We start from the raw sequence: 19,487 nt of genomic DNA, 5'->3' as shown, positions 1-19,487 counted from the left end.
GGTAGCGACCGATGTGTCATTCCCTCGCGCGTTGCCTGAGACGGTCGGGGCGAGCACCGATGTGCCGTCCAGCGGTGCAGAGGCGTCGCGGGCCGCGATGGAGGCGACGACGGGGTTGCGTCTGTTGATCCTCGGTCCGGAAGCGATCCAGGCCGGTGGCGATGAACTGCCGGGCCTCATGGAGCGCCGATTCTCTTGGGAAGTCGCAACGTACCTCGCCTGTCACCCGGACGGCGCCACAGCAGACGCCATCATCGAGGATCTGTGGCCGAGTGAACCCCTGATGAGCGCACGTAAGCGGTTCACCGACGCTGTCTATCACCTACGACGCGCTCTAAGAGCCGCGAGCGATAATCCCCAGGAGAAGTTCGTGCTTCTCCGCATGAACCGCTACAGGCTCGATGAGAATATGTTGAGCGTCGACTTGTGGGACTTCAACGCTGCTGTAATCGCTGGCCGGTCCGCATCGGATAACGCCGAACGTCTGGCTCACTATCGGCGAGCCGTCGAGTTCTACCGTGGTGAGTTCGTTCACGTCGGCGACGGTCTATGGGCGGAGACGTTCCGGTATGATGTCCGCCGTAAAGCCCTTGCTGCGTTTGAAGGGGCCGCCTCGTTGCTGGAGCAGCAGAATCCGGCGATGGCGATCACGATGTTGGAAGGCGCTCGCGAGATAATGCCGTGGAGCGAAGAGGCTGATCGTCGCATCATGCAGATCTACCAACGACTCCATCGCATGGATGACGTTAGAATCGCCTACGAGGCGCTAACTGAGCGACTTGCTCGCCTTGGCGAAAAGCCAAGCGCTGAGACCAGCGAGCTATTGCGCGCAATGGCAGCCGGTGACTCGATGAACTGACGGTCGAGCATCCTCGTGGCGTCACCGGTCGCCCTATCGGACGACTCGCCGACTCGATCACCTGCTTAGAACCGGTGACCTCGACCTGCGTATTTGCGCTGGTCATAGACGCTCCGAGCCTACCGGATGGCCGTCGCGACACACGGGGTGATGAAGAACCCTGCCAGATGTTCCGGCTGATGCCGCCGACGGCTGTTGTCTTTCGACACCCTAATACCCAACTAATTCACTCCTCCTCAAAGTCGATTCAACATGCTGTCGACCTATTTCCTTCTCTCGTCGCCGCTCGCGTGTGTCTGCCTGCATCGAATGCAACGGCTCTGAACTGGGAAACGCTGGAATCTTTGCTGTCCAGGGGGCTCCCAAGCGCGAGCTTATGTGGTCGAATAGAAGTAGCGCAAGGGAAGTGATCGCGGGGGTGTGGAATGTCGAACGATACTACTCGGAAACTGCTCATCATCGTCGATGCGCCTGACCTGTTGCCAGAAGCCCACACGCAAAGCTGCGACCGGATGGCTGAGTTCGTGCCATGCGTGTCGGCGAAACGTGGTGCCCAGTGCTCCGGATTCGTGTCCGATCTCGATGAGGTGCGAGAGCGCTTCCCGTCCGTCGTATGGTGCGAATGCATGGACGATGTCCTTTCCCGTGGCGTCGAGAGCGACACGTCCTTCACGGACGGCTTGGAGCACATCCAGACGATCCAGAGTGCTGGCCAGTCGATGGATGTCTACTACCAGTGGGAGTACGAGGGTTACGTATTCGCTGTAGACGGTCGCGTCGGTGCGCGTCTGTCGTTCGATGCGATCAGAGATGAAGAGGCACGACCTTCAATCTTTGCCGAACGTGCTGCGCGCGCGATCATTGCAATCCGCTGGGCGGAGCGGGACTGGAAAAACCGTAAAGCTCACCCAGCGTTCTGATCGGATCTGGCGGGCCAGAATACTAAAAATCATCTCTTGGGGGAGAGATAAATGTCATCGACTCACACGCTCGACCTGTCCGTCGATACTTCGGCACGACTGACTCTGCTATGGCGTATAGACGCCGACCACATTCTCGGCATCGGAAGCGACGGTCGTACCGATGATGGGCGCATTCGCTATGCGTATCACCTGTCCCGCAAGGGATGCACGATCTTCGAAGGCCGTGACTTCTGCTCGGGGAGCAACGCAAAGCCCACCGTCGAAGCGCTCTCCCACGCCGCAGGATGCCTTCTCGGCTTCCTGACCGTGCGGCCCGGGGACGTCGAAGAAGACTACTTCGCCGAATACACGTTCCAGCAACTCTCGTGGCGCGACGAGTTCGCCGAAGAGCTGTCGATCTACGCCCAAGACCGCTCCTGCGGCTACTGCGGAGGCGACCACGATTCGCCGACCCGTCTCCACTGCTGAACGCCACTCGCCGGAAGGAGGTATCCGATGACCCGCAGCGCGTCACCGCAACTCACGACCACGACGCCACAGATCTACGTCGCATGCTTGTCCGCCTACGTCGCCGGGCGTCTGCACGGTGAGTGGATCGACGCGATCGAGGACGCCGAGGAGATCCGCGCGGACATCGCCGAGATGCTCGCGAGATCGCCGGAGCCGGACGCCGAGGAATGGGCGATCCACGACACCAGCGGCTTCGACGGTGTGCCGATCGGCGAACACGAGTCACTGGAGCGAGTTGCCGCGCTCGCAGAGCTCCTCCTCGACTACCCAGGGGCCGTCGTAGCGGCCTTCCTCGACGGGTGGGGAGAGCGTGGCGCCGATGAGCTGATCTCGACCTTCAGAGACGCCCATGGCGGGTGCTGGACGAGCGTGGAGGAGTTCGCCGACGAAGTGCTCGTCTCCGACGACGTGAAGGAAGCGCTCGGAGAAGAGCTCTACGGCTACTTCGACCTCGCACGCTACGCGCACGACAGCGAGGCCGACGGTGGCTTCTCCACCGTCGACACTCCCAGCGGCGTGCACGTGATCTGGAAGAACTACTGAGGAGGACGCGCGATGTACAGCAACGATCATCTTGACGGCGTCTTCGGGTACGTGCGTGCCGACGAGCTCCGCCGGTGGGACGTGCTGTTCGCTCCGGTCCGCCAGGTCGTCGACGACCCGTCGACAGCGGGCCCCAAGACCGTCGAAGTCGAGACGGCGATAGGCCCACAGGAATACGGCTCCGACACCCTCCTGTGGACCTATCGGCCCACCAGCACGAGAACGGGCTGCGGCGAGTGCGGTGCCGAGCCCGGCGTGCCGTGCAACCCCATGACCTGCTGCGCTCTTGAGATGCTCGCTGACCTCTCCGAGACAGTACGGGAGCGCCACGCGCGCTAAAACGGGGGCTCTATGCCGTGTGGGCCGGACGGGTTGACCGTCCGGCCCACGGTCATTCACAGATCAGCAGCCCGTCCACCACATCGGCGTGGGGCGGCCCGTGAGCCTGTGCCACGCCGTCGAGACGGTCAACACGTGCGGGGCCGGTGCGGACATGTGTTCAGCCGTGGTCGGGATGGTGGGAACCGCAGCGGCACCGGCTGCGGTGGCGGTCGTGACGCGACGAATCCAGCTGACTCCCTGTCCTGTCATGCGTTGCACACCTTTCTCTTCTCGGTGGCGGTGTGGGCCCGCCCTGGGCGGCGGGTCCCTCGCCAAGCCGGAGCGCCGGCCTCGCGAGGTCAGTGGTGGCGGGCATAGGGCCGGGTGAAGCCCACGACTCCGCCGGGGTAGTTGCGGTAGGACTGCACGCGTACGTTCGTGCCGGTGTGTGGGGCCACGAGCATGAGGCCGCGCGGGACGTCGTAGACGATCCCGACGTGCCCTGGCCCGGAGTGACCAGGGCGGTAGTCGAAGAAGACGAGATCGCCGGGTGCTTCCTGGCCTGCTGGCACGCGCGGACCGAACCAGTACTGGGCGTCCGACAGCCGGGGGATGGCGATGCCGGCGGAGCGGTACGCCATCATCGTGAGACCCGAGCAGTCGTAGCCGGTGGGACCGGTGCCGCCGTAGATGTATGGCTTGCCCACCTGTGCTCTGGCGTAGGAGATGACTCTGGCCGCGATCACCGTCCGGGCGGACACTGGTCCGGCGAGATCACATCCGTCGTCGCCGGTGGTCTCGGTGATCTTGCCTGCGGCGTACCCGCGCGCCTGGGTGATGACGTCGTCCACGTACGACCTGGAGTGGTTGTAGGCGAAGATCGCCTCACGCAGACGTACGGGCGCGCCGTTGGCTCTGAGGTAGTGCGCTGCGGCGGGGATGGCGTCAGCGGGATTCGTGATGTCCTTGTGTCCGTCTGTGTCGCCGTCGACGCCGTACGCGGCCCACGTGGCGGGCATGAACTGCATCGGGCCGCGGGCGCCTGCGCTGGAGGTGCTCTGGTCACGTCCGTGGTGCGATTCGATGTGGCCGATGGCGGCGAGGATCGTCCATGGGATGCCGTACGCGTTCCCGGCGGCCTGGTAGAGCCGGAGGTATGCCGCTGGGATGTCGCGTGCGCCATCACTCGCGCCAGGCTGGGCACTGGCCGGACAGCCGCCGTCCACCCTGTTTCCGCCAGAGGTCAGCGCGCCGGTCGCGCCGCCGATCAAGGTCGCCATCAATACGGTTCCTGCGCCTGTCGTGGCGCCGATGACGGTCAGCGCCGGCATGGGACACCCGCCAGTTCTGTCGGGTGTGTCGTCCATGCGCTCGGCTCGAGACTCGACGATGCGGAGCCAGCGCCTGCCCGCTGTTGCTCGGCCGGTCGGGCGAAATCCACCAGCAAGCGGCGGTCGTCGCGGTGTAGGTCGGCCCAGATCGGACCGCTTGGATGTCGAAGCGTCTCGTCGTGAGAGGCGGTCAGTACGGGCACGGCTGCGGCGGAGCAGGAGCGGCGGAAGTTGGCCTCTCTACGTGTAGAGGTGAAGTAGAAAAGCAGCGGCGTGCTGATCCCCGTCGCTCGGATGAGACGTCCGTAGCCCTCGGTCTTGGCGACGACGCGGGAGAGCGTCTCGGTGCCGTTGTCGTACTCCAGGAAGAAGTCGAGTCGGCGGTCGGCGGTGCTCCATCGGCCGTATCCGTCGGGTTGGACGAACTTCTTCCACGTGACCGCGCACCGTGCCTCGGGCCACCACTCGGCGAGCCGGCCTTGCCCGGTCGGAGCCGCCAGGCGAGCGAAGAAGCCATTGACGCCGAGCAGGTGCCCGAGCTTGGCGGACAACATCACGGCGCCGGTCCGATCGCGTCGCCAGCCCAGCTCTTTGAGGGTGAGGCCGCGCTCAGCGGCGACCACCTCGGCGCCAGCGGTGTTCAACAACCAGTGGCAGGGCGCGGACCCGCCGCCCGGTCGCAGCGGGCGGACCTTGGTCAGTACGTCGAGCCGGTGCAGGACGAGCAGCCGGTGATCGGCGGTGTCCCGGTTACCGGCGAACGCGAGGTCGGCGACATGCTCGGTGGTGAACACCTTGTGTTCGAGGAGCATCCGCAGCAACCAACGGTCGCGAGCGGTCAACCGGGTCGACAGCAGGCTGAGCAGGTCGTGCCCTGGTCGCCGGGACCTGGTGGTCTCGGTGGACATGATCGATCCCCCCGTGTGGTCTTAGGCGGCCTTAGCGCGGATCTCCCGGAAGTGGGCCCGGCGTCGTCTCGGTCGTGCGCTTGCGTCCGTAGCGCTCTCGTGAGGCCTTCCGGACGGCCCTCTCTCGGCCGGGTATGGGCGGCGGCAGCGGGCGGGTCCGGAGCGTGAACGCGTTGGTCAGCGTGCCGTGGTCGATCAGTCGTGCGGCGGCCTGGAAGGCGGCCAGATTGGCGAGGTCGTGGGCGCCCAACTGCGGCGCCATGTGGCGCTCGAGGTGGCGGGCGTCGCTCGGAGACACCGTGAAGATCAGCTTGTTGCGGGCGTTCGCGGCGATCGAGTCCCGAAGCTCCTGCGGCAGCTGGGTAAGGTTCTGGTGGGCGAGGACCAGAGCGGCCCGGTAGGACCGGGCCTCGGCGAGCATGTCGTCGATTCCGTGCGGGAGCGTGAGGAAGTTCTGGCACTCGTCCACATAGACCGCACAGTCGGGCCGATCGGCGTCGGGACGCCGCGCGCGGGCCTGAACGGCCTGCCAGGTCTTGGCGAGAACGAGTGATCCCAGGAGCCGGGCGGTGTCCTCTCCGAGTACCCCTTTGGGAAGGCGCGCGATGAGCAGGCCGCCGGTATCGAGAAGCCGGCCGATGTCGACGGTGCTCCGCCCTGCGGCCAGGACGTCGCGGGCGAATCCGCGCAGCAGGACCGCGCGGAGCTTGTTCATCACCGGCCCGGTCACCTGAGCACGTTGGGCGTCGGAGAGTTTGTCGTACCAGCTCCAGAAGTCGGCCACGAAGGGGTTCCTGACCGACGTCATGGCGCGTGCCCGGTACACGTCGTCGTCGAGTAGCCGGGGAACGTCCGCCAGGGTCGCGTCCGGATTGGTCGCGGCGGTCAGGAGGGCGGAGCGAAGGATGTCATCGGTGCGGGGTCCCCAGGAATCGGCGTAGATGCGGCGGAAGATCCCTACCACCACGTCCGCCGTCAGTTCCGGGTTGGCGCCGTCGAGGATGTTCACGCAGGGCGGTGGCGTGTCGTCGTCGGGATCGATCAGTGCCACGTTGCCGACGAGTCCTTCGGGGAGACGCGGGAGGACGAGCGTTGAGTCGCCCTTCGGGTCGATGGAGACGAATCCGCGTCCTGCCTGCGCGTCGTCGAGTTGCATGGACAGCAGGCCGGTCGTCTTCCCCGTGCCGGTCTCGCCGATCACATGGAGGTGATGGCGAGCGTCCGCGACGCGGACGCCGACGGTCCTGCGCGGACCTGCCTCGGCCTCGCCCAGCACTCTGACGCCGGGACCTGCCGACGGCACTGCTGGCGGTGGTGGAGTCGGCCTGGCTCCGGCGCGGTCCAGTCCGGGCACGGTCTCATCGATCGGGACATGGCAGAGGGCGGCCAACTCCGGCACGGACAGCAGGTCTCCGTGTCCCATCCGCCGTGTCTCGCCGCAGTCGCGGAGTCGCTGCCGGCGGAGGTAGTTGAACCCGGTGTGGGCGGCGTAGGAGGAGGCGATGGCGTGTGCCCGGCCGTGCATCCACGCCTGCCCGCGGGTGCTGCTGTCGCCGGTGGCGACCACGTACCGTACGACGGTCTCCAGCCGCGGGCGGGATGCCTTGGCCAGGATGGCGCGTACCTCGGCAGGAGTCTCCGCGGGACGCGCTGTGCTCGTACTGGGCGCGTTGACCGCGCCCACCGGCAGTAGCTCGAAGAGACCGGCCTTGACGCTTGTGACGGCGCCGGGTGAGCGGAGCGCGGTGGCGTACCGTCCCGCTCGGCGGAGCCTGCGTCCGGTAACCGGCCGGGCGAGCACCTGGACCACTACGCGTTCAGAGGCGGTGAGTGATCCGGCGGCGGCCAGCAGTCCGCGGAGCGGGTCGATGTCGAAGTCCGAGCGCAGGGGATAGTGGTCGGGGCGGGCGAGCCGGAGCCGACCGGCCGCAGCGTTGGCGAGTGGTGCGGCCGGCTGATCCGCCGCATGGACGGTACGGGTCGCCGCGCCCGGCCATGAGCCTTCGATCGCCCGCTCGACCAGCCCGGGTGGAATCACTCCGGGGATCCACAGTCGGATGCGGACTCCGGTCTCGGTGAACACGTATTCCCAGGCGACGTGCGGCATGCCGGTGATGGGGCGCAGCCAGCGGGGTCGTAGCAGGCCGAGCAGGTGCGTCCACAGCGCCTCGGCTCCCGCGATGTCCACCGATGGCGGTGGCAGGATGTCGATCAGGCGGGCGTGCGGAATCAACCGGGCCTGTCGCCATTGAACCAACGCCGTACGCGCCAGCACACCGGCGACCGCCATCACGAGCGCGGTGCCGGAGAGCATCACGGCGTTCGTCGCGACCAGATCTGAGAGGTAGTCCCACGCGTGGCGCATGCTCGCCATCGGGTCGTCGAGGAACCGCGCGACGGGAGACAGCTGGGCTTGAGACGACCGCGGACTCATACCGACGCTCCGTCGGCTTCGAGGTCGGCGAGCTCGGCTGGGTCGGTCGTGCAGATGGTGTGTTCGACGGGAGAAGCCAGCGTGCGCAGGGCCACGCGCTGAGAGCCGCAGCTCAGGAGTGCCTCACCCCGATCCGCGGCGAGCAGGAACGCCCGTTCGCCCTCGGAGAGGCGGAACGCCTCACAGACCTGGTCGATCGCTTGCGGTGCCTGCCGCAGCAGGATCTGGGTGGCGCTGTTGCTGACCACAGCTCGCCCGAGGTCGGATGCGAGGACGTCGGCTGCGTCCTGGGTGACGACGGTGAGGCCGGCCCAGTGTTTTCGCGCGGATTTGGCGAGCCGGTACAGGAACTTGGCGCCTTCCCCGTCGCGCAGGAGCAGCCAGGCTTCGTCGACGATGACGAACCGTCGTTTGCGGTCGCGCGGGTCGCTGACGGTCCGCCAGATCGCGTCCAAAGTCAGGAGCGTCGCGACGGTCTTCAGCTCCTCGGGCACGTCGCGCAGAGAGAACACGACCAGGTGACCGTCGGGCCGGGTGGTGGTCGGTCCGTCGAAGAGGTCTCGGAAGCTTCCGGCGACGTACGGGGCCAGGCGCGCGGCGAGTTCTCGTGCCTTAGGGTCCTCGCTCGCCTCCAGCGTGGCCGCCAGGTCGCGCAGCAGTGGCGCGGGCCGTCCCCAGGTGCGTGGGTCTTCGGTGATGCCGACGGCGTTGTAGGTGGCGAAGACCGCGCGGTCCAGAGCCGCCCGTGACGCGGGGTCCAGCGAGTCGCCGAGAAGTACGGCGGTCAGGGTGTGGAGGAACAGCGCTCTGCGGGTGAGCGCGTCCATGGTTTTCTCGGAGCCCGACGGCAGGTCGAACGGGTTGAGGCGTACGCCCGGTGCGCCAAGGGCGATGCAGGCTCCGCCCACGGCGTCGGCGAGGCGCGTGTACTCGCCTTCGGGGTCGATGACGGCGATCTCGACACCCGCGTACATCGAGCGCAGCGCTTCCAGCTTGGTGAAGTAGGACTTGCCGGCGCCGGAGCGGGCGATGATCACGGCGTTGTGGTTGTCCAGCGCCCACCGGTCCCAGGTCACCAGGGATGGAGAGGAGGCGTTCGCCCCGTACAGCACCGATGTCTGCGACAGGGGAGAGGTGAGGTCCGGTGAGGTGAAGGGGAAGGCGGCGGCGAGCGCGTGGGTGTCCATCGTCCGCCGGGTGCCCAGGGCGTCGAGTCCGAGCGGCAGTGTGGATGTCCAGCCCTGCAAGGTGCGGAAGGTCGCCGGGCGGGCGTCCAGCAGCAGCGATGCCGCCAGCGTGCGAACTCGTCGTACTTCCCTTGCCAATTCGTCTTCGGTGGTGGCGTGGACGGTGATGTAGAGGGCGACGTGGAAGAGCTTGGCGTGTCCGCGTGCGAGACCTGATGCCAGTGCGTGGGCGTCGTCGGCGGCGGCGTCGGCTTCGAAGTCGACCAGCCGTCCGCGCTCGGCGTCCGACCGTGCCGACGATTCGAGCCGGGCGAGTTGTTTGCGGAGGCGGTCGGCGGCGACCTGGCTCGGGATCGGCTCGATGTGCAGTGCGACGTCCGTACGGCCGGGGTCAGACAGCAGGGGTTCGAGCCAGCCGGGGCCGACCTCGGCCGGGTAGCCGGTGATCGCGAAGGTGGCGCATACGCCGTCGCCGAGGACCAGGCTGCGGGCGCCGATTTCGACTCCGTCCGGCCCGAGCGGCAGGCCGGGTGTGGCGGTACGGCGGTGTGTGAACAGGCGTTTCATCGGCCCGTGATCACCTCGTCGATGTCGGTGACGGAACACGGCGTCGGGTTGTTCGGGTCGCATGCGGTGGCGAGGATGGAGGCGACCGCAGGCCCGTTGAGTACGCGAGCGTCGATGCCGATCGCGGTCAGGGCGGCGGCGATGTTCTCGGCCTGCCGCAGTGCCGGTCCGCTGTCGGCTTCGCTGGTGGTCTCTGGATCGCGGGCGATGAGGAGGACCTGGTGCCACAACAGCTCTGACCGGGTGGCGAGGTCGGCGAGGAACTCCGCGTGTTCCTGCGCGGCGGCTTCGAGCTGCGGGTCGGGGAGTGTGGGGGCGGCGTCGAAGACGCGTTCGGCCAGGGGCGCCAGGTTCATGCGCTCGGCGCGTACGAGGATCTGGATCGGTGAGGACAGCCCGTGCAGGCATCGGGCGAACCCGGCGACCATGGCTTCTTGCTCGCCGAAGGTGGCCAGCGCGAAGCTGACCGTCCCGCAGGCGATCATCGTCGCGCAGCCGTGGTCGCCCAGCTCGATGAGTCCGTCCGCGCGGATGCCGGTGGCTGGCAGTGCAAGCGGTGCTGGAGGGGGTGGCGCGACGGTGGCGAGGTAGTCCGGAGTCGCCGGTACGTCATCAGGAATACGTCGTCGGGGCGTCAGATGCTGCTTCACGGCCGCGATGGCAAGGCGATCCAGGCTCAGGCCATCGCGGCGTACGAGCGCGAACGCCACAGCGGCCGAGGCGACCGGCACGCAGCATGCGATGAACACGAGCGGTGGAACGAGATGCCGGGTCGCCATGAACGCCGCCCACAGCACCGCCGCGGTGCCGCTGAGAATGGCGACCTGCCGGGCGGTCAGGCCGGCCAGCACACGATCCTCGCGATCGATGTCGGCGGGGATGCGCGTCGCGTACGGTTCGCGGGTCATCGCTGATCACCTCGTGGCGTCCGGGGACTCTGCGGAGGCTGTCCGCCTTCGCGTGGCGTAGATCTGCGGCGCGGCGAACTCTCAGCGGGCCGCGGACGGGGTCGGCGTCCGGGGTCGAGGTCGGTGAACAGCGGTGGCTGCACCGGCCGAGGCGGAAGACGGAAGGGCAACCGGAGCTGTTCCGGGCGCGTCGGCACCGGCAACTCACCTTGCCGCCAGCGCGGCGGCGCATCCGCCTTGGGCCGTAGCGGCAACTGGAGTTGGATGCCGCGTTCCGGCATCGGCTTTAGCGGCGGCAGGTTCGGCAGTTCCAGCTGCCGGCCATGCGCAGCAGGCCACCGCAGCGGCAGCTCAGGCTGCACCCACGTTCCGGGACGCGTCGGCGGGTTGGGACCGAGCGGTGGCATCGGCCGAGTGGGACGGGGGCTGGCCGGAGGCATCGGCGGACGTGGCGGTGGCACCGTGCCCTTGCCGCCGCGTGCGCCGGTCAGGGCGCCAGTGACCCGCCGCAAGACAAGGACGGAGAACAGGAAACGAGCCGCGCTGCTGATCGGGTTACGGCCGAACGCGCCGCGCCAGACGGCCTTGGAAACCCAGGACGGCACGCGCGCGAGGATGTAGAGCAGGCAGACGACGAGCAGCAGGTCGACGATGCCCTTCTGGCTGGGGATCCCGACGAGGGGCACCTTGTCGCCGTCCTTGGCCGACAGGACGTCGACGGCGCCGGCGAAGACCAGCGATTGGACGACCTGGATCGCGAGCATCCCGGTGATCGCTCGCCACCAGAGACGAGCTATGCCGTCGGTCTGCGGCAGCGCGTGGAAGATCAGTGCCAGAGGTGCGGCGATGACCAGCAGCATCGTGACGGTGACCCGCATGATGTAGCCGCCCGCCACCATGAGCGCCAAGACGACCGCGACCAGCGTGATCAGGCCGGACAGCATGCCGAGCGTGGCGATGTTGCCAATGAGGAAGCCCTTGATCACCTCGGCGGCACCGTGCGGATCGGCATGGGCGGAGCCGTAGTCGATGAACGCGCGCGCCAGAGCGTTGGCGACCTTGATCGCCTGCTCGACGATGAGCTTGCTGCAGTTGGCGGCGAGGAACGCCAGCAGCAGGCGCATGACGATGTCCTTGCTGGCCGTGCCCGGCGCGATGGCCTGGCCGGCCATCAGGAGAATGCCGCCGATGACGACCAGCACGACGAAGCTGGTGTCGGCGATGGTCTCGCTGACCGACCACAGCGACTGGACGTGCTTCATCGATGGACTGTCCAGATCCGGTGTGGTCAGCAACGTCTTGCCGAAGAAGTCCATGACCGGCGGAATCGCCGACGTGGTCAGGCCGGTGAACCACGAGTCGATTGCCCTGCCGACCTCGCAGCTCACCGCCCACGGCGGGCAACCCGCTGGAGGCGGCGATGGCGTGACGACCGGCGTTGGGAGCACACCCCGTCCCACACAGTGCGGTATGGGCTCGCCGGGGAAGATCTGCACGCTGGGGCAAGGGCTCGGGCTCGCAGGTGCCGGCGCTTGCGGGTGTTGAGCCGGGGTTGGCGAGGCGGCCGGATTCGGTGCTGGCGGCGCCGCGTGGGCCAGGCCGGTACTCGTGAATAGCGCAGCGGCGGCGATGAGCAGTAGAGAGACCCATCGGGCGGGATGTCGTCGGGGCATGGTCACGCTCCGACGATTCGTTTGAGGATCTCCACGAGCACCGGCGCCAACGCGGCGACGCCGTAACCGATCGCGGCGTACTTCAGCGCCTCCTTGGCCTTGCTCACCTCACCCGGGTCGCCTGCCGCGAGCAGCAGCCGCAGACCCCCGACGGTGAGGAACAACGTGGCCAGCGCCACCAGCAGACCGATCAGCCACATCCGCAGGTTGTTGATCACCGTCTTCAGGTCGGCAGGCGCAGCGACGCCTTTTTCTGACGCGTATACGGCCGTTGCGGCAACTGCGACGGTCGTGCCTATCGCGGCGGTTATGACCGCAGTACGTGCTAGCCCGTTGAACCACGCCATTCGAATGCCTCCCTCCCCGCAGGCATCTCGCCCGTCGCTATCGCTGGTACTTGAACGAAAGAGGCGTCCCAGGGGCGGGAATCGAGCCGATCCCCTTTCTGGTCGGTATGCGTGTTCCGGTGAAGCGGCCGGTGGCCTTCTTCTCGCCCCTTGGATGGCGCCAGTTCCGATTCGGCTTCACTACGAACTGCGAATGAGAAGTCGCCGATCTTCGAAGATCACGATGAACTTTTGTCTTCTTTGATCCAGGCAGTCAGGCGTGCCTCAGCCGACTTCCGGCGGCACCAGGCAGTGGTGACAGGTAGGCCGAGACGCTGGGCCACGGCGCTCAGGGACGTCCTTTCGAGCCGGGAGGCACCGATCAGCTCGGCCTCCTCGCGCGTGATGACGCCGGCGTTGACCGCGGAGGCGAGCACGAAGTCCGGATGGCCGTCCCGCGCTGGGATCAGCGACGGCTCGGAGAGGGAGTCCAGATCTCGGGTGCGAGCCGCGTAGGCCATGGCGCTGTACCGCATGCGGCGGACCTGGTTGTAGGCCGTCGCTCGCAACTTCGCACAGACCATGGGGCCATCGATGTCGGCTCCAGCGAGGGCCTCGTAGAACGCCGTCACCAGCTCGGAGTCCAGGTCCTCCGGATCGCCGCTGTAGTCGCGCACAAGCCGGGCCGCCGCCGTGCGGAGCCCAGGCAGGGCGAGACCGACCGCGATCGTGGGCCAGGGTTCACCGCTGGTGCGGACGAGCCGGACGAGCTCGCGCCATACGACGTCGCGGGCCACCGGCTGCAGCAGTGGCAGCAGCTCCACCAGCTCCCGGACGCTGATAGGACGGGGCGGCAGCCCATGGCCGAGGGTCCGGCCGTTGAGGGTCGGCGCGTCGGTTCGGGAGCAGATTTCGCAGAACGCCTGCGCGGCACGATCCAACGGTGTGGGCCGGTTCCCGTTAACGAATATGGCGTCACTGTTGACAGACACGATGAGCTCCTTCCAGCTCCGGTGAATTCCGGAGCGGGCCCATCTACACATCCGCCATTCGCGGCGCAATCGCTCAGCATCCGTTTGTGCTACGTCCGGCTCAGACGAATCCGCGACGAGTCGCAGACGAAGATCAGGCGAGTCAACGAGATGTGGTCGCCATCGAAATACGAGAAGTCCGGATCGCAGTTCGTTGATGAAGCGGTCGGTGGCCAGGGCCGAAAAGCCTCATGGCCGCAAGATCAACCGAAACGAACACGCAGGACAGCAGACGCGACAGGGTCCCGCCGGTCACAAGGGCCGGCGGGCGCGCGCGTCCGAGAATCGGATCGATGTGCACCGGTTACGGCGGACTGGACCTCGCCGCCCGTGCCGTCTTCGGCGGGGATATGGGCTGGTGCGCTGAGAACGACGCCCACGCGACCGTGCTGTTGCACCGCCGGTTTCCCGGCGTGCCGAACGTCGGTGACCTGACCGCCGTCGACTGGACCCAGGTCCCGGCCGTGGACATCGTCACCGCCGGATTCCCATGCCAGGACATCAGCTACGCCGGCCACGGTGCCGGCATCAGGGAGGGAACCCGTAGTGGACTGTGGCTCACCATCGTCGACGCCCTTCGCGTACTACGACCCGGACTCGTCCTGCTGGAGAACGTGGCCGCCCTCCGCACCCGCGGACTCGCCACGGTTCTGGGGGGCCTGGCCGCACTCGGGTACGACACGGCATGGATGTGCCTACGCGCCGCGGACGTCGGAGCCCCCCACCGCCGCGACCGGATCTTCATCGCTGCTACCCACCCCGCAGGCACAAGAGACTCGTGGCCAGACCGGCTCGCAACGCCGCAGGCGAGACCGACGCCAGGTTCAGCTGTGCGATGTGGCCTGTGCCGACCTGCTGCCCACCCCAAGTGCCTGCAACGCCAACGACGGCGAACGACTCAGCTCCTGGCTGGACCGCAGAGCCCGACAGCAACCCAACCGCGCCATGCCGCTCAGTGTGGCCGTACGCCTCCTCCCGATCCCACGCGCCACCGACGGAACCAAAGGCAGCCCGAACCAGCACGGCTCCAGAGGCGACCTCACGCTGCCCTCAGCCGAGCTCCGCGTCCCGAACCGGCCGCCGAGATCGACTGGGGAACCTATGAACCCGCCATCCGCGAGTGGGAAACGATCCTCGGACGAACGGCACCCCCACCCACCGAACGCGGAATCCGAGGACAGCCCCGCCTGAGCGCCAGCTTCGTCGAGTGGATGATGGGCCTGCCCGCCGGCTGGGTCACCGACCTCCCCCTCACCCGCACCGCACAGATGCGCCTGCTCGGCAACGGCGTCGTACCCCAGCAGGCCGTTGCGGCCTTCTGCGCGCTGCACGACAGCCTCCGCGCGGATATGCCACCAGGGCAGGTCTCGTGACTCCCCGGCGGCGAGCGACTGCCAGACGACTGTCAGACGAAGATCACGCGACTGCCGGGGCGCCATGTGGCCTCGAAGCCACAAAGGGCCTGCTCAGGGGCTCCCCTGAGCAGTGCGACTCCATACCGTGTCCAAGCACACCGTATGAGGAGTCGAAGTCCGCGGATTGGAGCGATCGACTCCTAATCGCGACCGCGGAGGGGCAGCGCGGTGAGCGCCTTCCTCCGAGGTCGCGCTCGTGCTCTTCACCGCGAGAAGAGGCGGCCGAAGCCGAAGAGATCTGGCCTGTACGGCCGTTGGGGGATCGGATGAGCAACTGCGGTGATCGGTCTGGCGGGCTTGACGGTTGCGGCGCGGAGCGTCGACCGGCACGATACCCCGGCTCCACGCCATCAGCCGGCGACGCTGCCTGCCGGGCAAGCGCCCATCGAAGGGGAGCGCTCGGTGGCTCCAACCGGCTTCTTACGGTGGCCGAGGTCGCCGAGTACCTCGGAATTCCGAAGAAGACCATTTACCAATGTTGGCGCTCATGGGGATTTACTGCCTACAAGGTGGGACGCCATCTCAGGTTTCGTGAACGGGACATAGAATCCTGGCTCGAACAGCAGGAAGTGCGCGGAGTTTGACCGTGACCTCTGGTACTCCGCGTTATCTGCCCCAGGGAAGTGGACCGTGGCAGCGGTACTGAAACGCTGCAGGTGCCCGCAGACACGATGGCGGTCCTGCAAACACCCGTGGATAGTCCGATACAGAGCGGCTGGAGGGCGGTCCGGTCGTCAGCGAGAGAAATCTTTTGGGCAGAGCAAGCGAGAGGCTGAAGACTTTGCGCTGAAGGTCGAGCACGATAAGCGGGCAGGTGTCTTCGTTGATCCTAAAGAAGGTGACATCCTCTTCAGGGTGTACGCCGACGACTGGCTAAGGCAACGGATAATCGCCGACAGCAGCAGCGACACCTATGGTTCGGTTCTCCGTACCCATATCTATCCAGCCTTCGGTGGCAAGAAGCTAAACACCGTGCGTCGGCAGGACATCAAGAATCTCATCGCAGCCATGCGCGCGAACGGCATCGGCGCAAGTAGGGTCCACACCGCCCACCTCGTCATCAACGCGATCTTCAATGAGGCGGTTCGTGACAAGAAGCTTCCCGAGTCGCCGTGCGTGGGTATCGAACTACCCGATGTCAGTTCAGCGAAGGACTTCGTTGCTCCCACGCATGCGCAGGTTGAGGCGCTTGCCGCCGGCCTCCCCGGCGATTGGGCGGCCACGGTGTGGATCATGCATGGGTGCGGACTCCGCATCGGTGAGGCGCTTGCGCTGAACACCCGATGTCGTATCGGCGATGGCAAGACACTGCGGATCACCGAGCAGGTCAATCCCACCGCTCAGCTACGACCGTTGAAGTTCCGCAGGGTGGGGGAGTACCGCGACATCCCGCTGCCCCGGTATGTCTGCGACGCGATCGACAAGCACCTGGCAGACCACGGCGCGACCCCGGATGGTTACCTGTTCGCCGGGCGCAAGAAGAAGCTGGTCACCCGCAACACCTACCGAGAGCACTTCGTGGCCGCGGTCAAGGCCGCAGGACTGCCGGACGGGTTCGTACCCCACTCGCTTCGGCACTACTTCGCCTCGATTGCTCTGGCTCGGGGGATCCCCATCACCGACGTCTCGCGCTGGCTTGGGCACAAGAGCATCGAGGTGACCTACCGGATCTACGGCCACCTGGTGCCCGGCTCGTGGGAACGTGCGAGGGAAGTCCTCGACGCCGCCTACCGTGAGGGCCAAGCAGGCTAGGCCGATGACCGCCGTGCTGACCCGGTGCTGACCCAGCCCACCCCATACCACTTCTACCTGCGGAAACTGCTGTGGGCAGCAAGATATTCACGATCTTCGAGGGCACCTCGGAGATCCAGCGCCTCGTCATCGGCCGCACTGTCACGGGCCTGCCCGTGAGGTAGCCCATGACCATTACAAACGAACCCCCGTCCAGAAGCCTGAACGGGGGTACGTGTGCGTTCGCAGGTAGATCCGAACGGGCTATGAGGGGGCTTGCGGTGGCCCACCGAAGCACCGTCAGTCGCGCCTCGCGGGTCCCTGACCGGCGTTTCCGCCCTTGCAGGGTCTCTCGTTTCAGGCTGGCGCAGGCGGCGGCGAAGTCGGCCGAGCTGTACTGCGTCCCGTGATCGGCGTGAAAGACCGCGCCGTCCAGCCGCCCGCCCCTGGTGCGGGCCGCTGCCTCCAGCGCGTCGATCACCAGCCCGGTGCGCATGTGATCGGCGATCGACCAGCCGGCCAGGCGACGGGAGCACAGGTCGATCACCGTGGCCGGATGCAAGAACTCACCACCGCCGACCGGGAGACGGGCGCGTCCCTTGCGGATCTCCTCTGGAGCGCTGGCCCAAGCTTCGCCGATGGTCTGTCTGTAGCCGTGGGCTTCAAGGAAGAGGCTACCGATAGGTGCAATGCCAGGGCAGCGAGCCGCTGGTGTCATCACATGTCGGTGATGGGGATTTCGGCGAGTAGTGAGGTGCCGCCTCCGATCGGGCTCGTGATTTGGAGGCTGCCGCCGAGTGCCTCGACGCGGTCTGTGATGCTGAGGAGTCCTGATCCGTGGCCGGGGTCGGCGCCTCCCTTCCCGTCGTCGCGGATCGAGAGCCAGATGGTGGCGTCTTTGACGCTGAGGTCGACGTGCACGACAGACGCGTCGGCGTGTTTGGCCGCGTTGGTCAGCGCCTCCGACACGGCGTGGTATGCGGTTACTTCGCTCCGCTCCGCCAGTTGCCGGTCGGCGCACATGTTGAGCTCGACCGGGACGGCAGAGCAGCGTGCGAGCGCCTTGATCGCGGGTACGAGGCCCCGCCGAGACAGGAGCGCCGGGTGGAGGCCTCGCGCGATCCCCTGCAGGTCTTCGAGTGCCTCGTTCAGAGTGTGCGTCGCGCCGGACAGCAGTCTTTTGAATTCTTCGGGATCGGTCGGCGGCATGGCCTCCATGGCACGCAATTCGAGCATCACCGCGACCAGACGCTGCTGAGTCCCGTCGTGCAGATCGCGTTCGATGAGACGGCGGGTCGCGTCGGCGGCGGCGAGGACCCGGGCCCGGGAGGCTTGCAGCTTCGCGTGGCTGTCGGCGTTCGCAATGGCGGCGGCCACCAGGTCGGTGAAGTCGAGCATGCGTTTCTCGGTGTCATCGGGCAGCGGCTCGGCCGTCGACCCGGCGACCACCGCCCCCCACAGGTGCCCGCCGACCGTGACGGGGCAGCCGACGGCATACTTCATCCCCACATCGCGATACATGGTGAGGAGCGGGCCGGTGCCTAGGCTGCCTGCGGTGGCCTGGGTGGTGTCGATGCGTCCCGGTGCCTTCGTCCGTGCCACCAGTTCGGAGACAGTCCCCTTCTCGAGCGGGACGGGTGAGCCGAGGGGCAAAGTGGCGACCTGACCGCTGTTCCAGACCCCGACCTCGGTCCTGGTGGCGTCGGGTTCATAGCGGACGACTGCCGTATGCCGTACTTCCAGGATGTGCCCCAGCTCGCGTGCGACCGCACCGAAGATCTCCTCCGGGGGGGCACCGTGTGCGACGAGTGTCGCCAAGCGCCGCAACGCCGCCTGCTCATTCGTGACCCGCTGGCGTTCCCGTGCCGCCTGCAGCAGCACCTCGATGGAGGGCACTACTCGCTCCCGCAGACGCCGCAGTGTCGATCTCGGCAGGCCGGTGGGGACGAGGAGTGAGCAGACCGGGACGCCATGGTCATGCAGCGGGAACGCCATGTGATTCTCGTCATCGGGGCTCGCGCCGCGCCGGATCTCCGCGTACGGAAGCTTGAGGGCTCGCGCCAGACGCCGCGCGGCCTCCGGCTGCGCGGTCTTCACATCCGGCGCGTGCAGCAGGATGCGGCACAGGTCAGCGGACAGGTCAGCCTCGGCGCGTGCGTCGACCTCGACGGCCAGCGACCGGGCCAGCCTAAAGATCGAGCCGGCCAGCAGCGTACCGGCGAGGAAGCACGCGAGCACCGCCCAGTCCTGGGCCATGAAGGTCAAACTTCCGGTCGGCGGGATGAGAAAGTAGTTGAAGGCGAGGGCGCTGACTGTTGCCGTCGCCAACCCGAGCCACCGACCCCATACGGCTGCGACCAGCACAATGCCCAACAGGTACAAGATGTTCAGGGAGCGTACGGGGGTGATCTGTTTGAGAAGATCGGCAAGGAGCGTCTCCGCCCCGACGCACGAGATCGCTACCAAGATCCCCAGTGCGAGGGGCGGGCGTGTTCGGCGCAGGTCCGAGGGTACAGAGTGTTGCTTTGGTAGATCAGACACGGCAGTTCCTCCTTTCTCTGGCGGATCTCAGCTCACAGTCCGGACCATTGACGCCTGGGCGGTGAATGCGTGATCGGCGAGGCTTGTGGTGCCGATGCTTCCTGCGTTAGCAGGGACGTTCTCGCAGTGAAGCTGCGAGGCTGATCCTTCCGATGTTGATGAACTCACCTCAGAGCCCCAGGTGCACACAGGTGCAAGTGGTTCTCTGACACCGTGCCACCGTCTCCAGCTCATGTTTGGCGCGTGACACCCGGACGCTCGTTCGGACAGAGTTATGGA

General features: G+C 66.8%; 17 protein-coding genes and 2 pseudogenes. 9 read left to right on the top strand and 10 right to left on the bottom strand.

Features of this window, described 5'->3' with window-relative positions; all coding sequences use genetic code 11:
• The first annotated feature begins 31 nt into the window (after positions 1-31).
• The 5 genes from ABEA10_RS12665 (at position 32) to ABEA10_RS12645 (ending at position 3,174) form a co-directional block, all read left to right on the top strand.
• On the top strand, positions 32-859 hold the full coding sequence (locus tag ABEA10_RS12665) for an AfsR/SARP family transcriptional regulator (RefSeq protein ID WP_345462107.1): 828 nt from the start codon (positions 32-34) through the stop codon (positions 857-859).
• 425 nt (positions 860-1,284) lie between these two features.
• Entirely contained in the window at positions 1,285-1,779 is a 495-nt protein-coding gene (locus ABEA10_RS12660) for a hypothetical protein (protein ID WP_345462104.1), read from the top strand.
• Positions 1,780-1,830: 51 nt separating this feature from the next.
• Entirely contained in the window at positions 1,831-2,250 is a 420-nt protein-coding gene (locus ABEA10_RS12655) for a hypothetical protein (protein WP_345462101.1), read from the top strand.
• Positions 2,251-2,277: 27 nt separating this feature from the next.
• Positions 2,278-2,835, top strand: coding sequence for an antirestriction protein ArdA (locus ABEA10_RS12650; protein ID WP_345462098.1), 558 nt, complete (start codon positions 2,278-2,280; stop codon positions 2,833-2,835).
• A gap of 12 nt (positions 2,836-2,847) precedes the next feature.
• Positions 2,848-3,174: a hypothetical protein gene (locus ABEA10_RS12645; RefSeq protein WP_345462095.1), complete on the top strand. Its 327-nt coding sequence runs from the start codon at positions 2,848-2,850 to the stop codon at positions 3,172-3,174.
• 341 nt (positions 3,175-3,515) lie between these two features.
• Here ABEA10_RS12645 and ABEA10_RS12640 read toward each other — a convergent pair whose 3' ends face one another.
• The 8 genes from ABEA10_RS12640 to ABEA10_RS12605 form a co-directional block, all read right to left on the bottom strand.
• On the bottom strand, positions 3,516-4,436 hold the full coding sequence (locus ABEA10_RS12640; protein ID WP_345462092.1) for a C40 family peptidase: 921 nt from the start codon (positions 4,434-4,436) through the stop codon (positions 3,516-3,518).
• 38 nt (positions 4,437-4,474) lie between these two features.
• Positions 4,475-5,395, bottom strand: a complete 921-nt coding sequence (locus tag ABEA10_RS12635) for a replication-relaxation family protein (RefSeq protein WP_345462089.1) — start codon at positions 5,393-5,395, stop codon at positions 4,475-4,477.
• Between the two features lie 31 nt (positions 5,396-5,426).
• Positions 5,427-7,829 carry a type IV secretory system conjugative DNA transfer family protein gene (locus ABEA10_RS12630; RefSeq protein WP_345462086.1) on the bottom strand — a complete coding sequence of 801 codons (2,403 nt, stop codon included), beginning with the start codon at positions 7,827-7,829 and terminating at the stop codon, positions 5,427-5,429.
• Positions 7,826-9,583 carry a VirB4 family type IV secretion system protein gene (locus ABEA10_RS12625; protein ID WP_345462083.1) on the bottom strand — a complete coding sequence of 586 codons (1,758 nt, stop codon included), beginning with the start codon at positions 9,581-9,583 and terminating at the stop codon, positions 7,826-7,828. The genes ABEA10_RS12630 and ABEA10_RS12625 overlap by 4 nt, the downstream gene beginning before the upstream one ends.
• Positions 9,580-10,491: a PrgI family protein gene (locus tag ABEA10_RS12620; protein ID WP_345462080.1), complete on the bottom strand. Its 912-nt coding sequence runs from the start codon at positions 10,489-10,491 to the stop codon at positions 9,580-9,582. Before ABEA10_RS12620 ends, ABEA10_RS12625 begins: the two co-directional genes overlap by 4 nt.
• Positions 10,488-11,807 (bottom strand): hypothetical protein, encoded by a 1,320-nt coding sequence (locus ABEA10_RS12615; RefSeq protein WP_345462077.1) that lies wholly within the window; start codon positions 11,805-11,807, stop codon positions 10,488-10,490. The genes ABEA10_RS12620 and ABEA10_RS12615 overlap by 4 nt, the downstream gene beginning before the upstream one ends.
• A gap of 359 nt (positions 11,808-12,166) precedes the next feature.
• A complete protein-coding gene (locus tag ABEA10_RS12610; protein WP_345462074.1) occupies positions 12,167-12,511 on the bottom strand; it encodes a pilin in 345 nt (114 codons plus the stop codon).
• A 218-nt stretch (positions 12,512-12,729) separates the two neighbouring features.
• Complete coding sequence (locus ABEA10_RS12605) at positions 12,730-13,551, bottom strand: hypothetical protein (RefSeq protein ID WP_345462071.1); 822 nt, start codon at positions 13,549-13,551, stop codon at positions 12,730-12,732.
• 161 nt (positions 13,552-13,712) lie between these two features.
• Between ABEA10_RS12605 and ABEA10_RS12600 the strand changes: the two are divergent.
• The 4 genes and pseudogenes from ABEA10_RS12600 to ABEA10_RS12585 form a co-directional block, all read left to right on the top strand.
• Positions 13,713-14,273 (top strand): annotated as a pseudogene (locus tag ABEA10_RS12600) (DNA cytosine methyltransferase); the annotation flags it as partial.
• Between the two features lie 459 nt (positions 14,274-14,732).
• Positions 14,733-14,894, top strand: coding sequence for a hypothetical protein (locus ABEA10_RS12595; protein ID WP_345462233.1), 162 nt, complete (start codon positions 14,733-14,735; stop codon positions 14,892-14,894).
• Between the two features lie 308 nt (positions 14,895-15,202).
• Positions 15,203-15,520: a helix-turn-helix domain-containing protein gene (locus ABEA10_RS12590; RefSeq protein ID WP_345462068.1), complete on the top strand. Its 318-nt coding sequence runs from the start codon at positions 15,203-15,205 to the stop codon at positions 15,518-15,520.
• Between the two features lie 271 nt (positions 15,521-15,791).
• The gene (locus ABEA10_RS12585; protein WP_345462065.1) at positions 15,792-16,688 is read left to right on the top strand and encodes a tyrosine-type recombinase/integrase; all 897 of its coding nucleotides are present in this window, start codon (positions 15,792-15,794) and stop codon (positions 16,686-16,688) included.
• Between the two features lie 259 nt (positions 16,689-16,947).
• On the opposite strand, the pseudogene ABEA10_RS12580 reads toward ABEA10_RS12585, so the two are convergent.
• Together ABEA10_RS12580 and ABEA10_RS12575 are read right to left on the bottom strand one after the other, a co-directional pair.
• A pseudogene (locus ABEA10_RS12580) lies at positions 16,948-17,292 on the bottom strand (DDE-type integrase/transposase/recombinase); the annotation flags it as partial.
• Positions 17,293-17,384: 92 nt separating this feature from the next.
• A complete protein-coding gene (locus ABEA10_RS12575; protein WP_345462062.1) occupies positions 17,385-19,133 on the bottom strand; it encodes a sensor histidine kinase in 1,749 nt (582 codons plus the stop codon).
• Between the last annotated feature and the right edge of the window lie 354 nt (positions 19,134-19,487).

This window comes from Actinoallomurus oryzae (assembly GCF_039541955.1).
Taxonomy (GTDB): Bacteria; Actinomycetota; Actinomycetes; order Streptosporangiales; family Streptosporangiaceae; genus Actinoallomurus; species Actinoallomurus oryzae.
The sequence above is the reverse complement of the archived record's forward strand: the minus strand, read 5'-3'. Positions and strand labels throughout refer to the sequence as shown.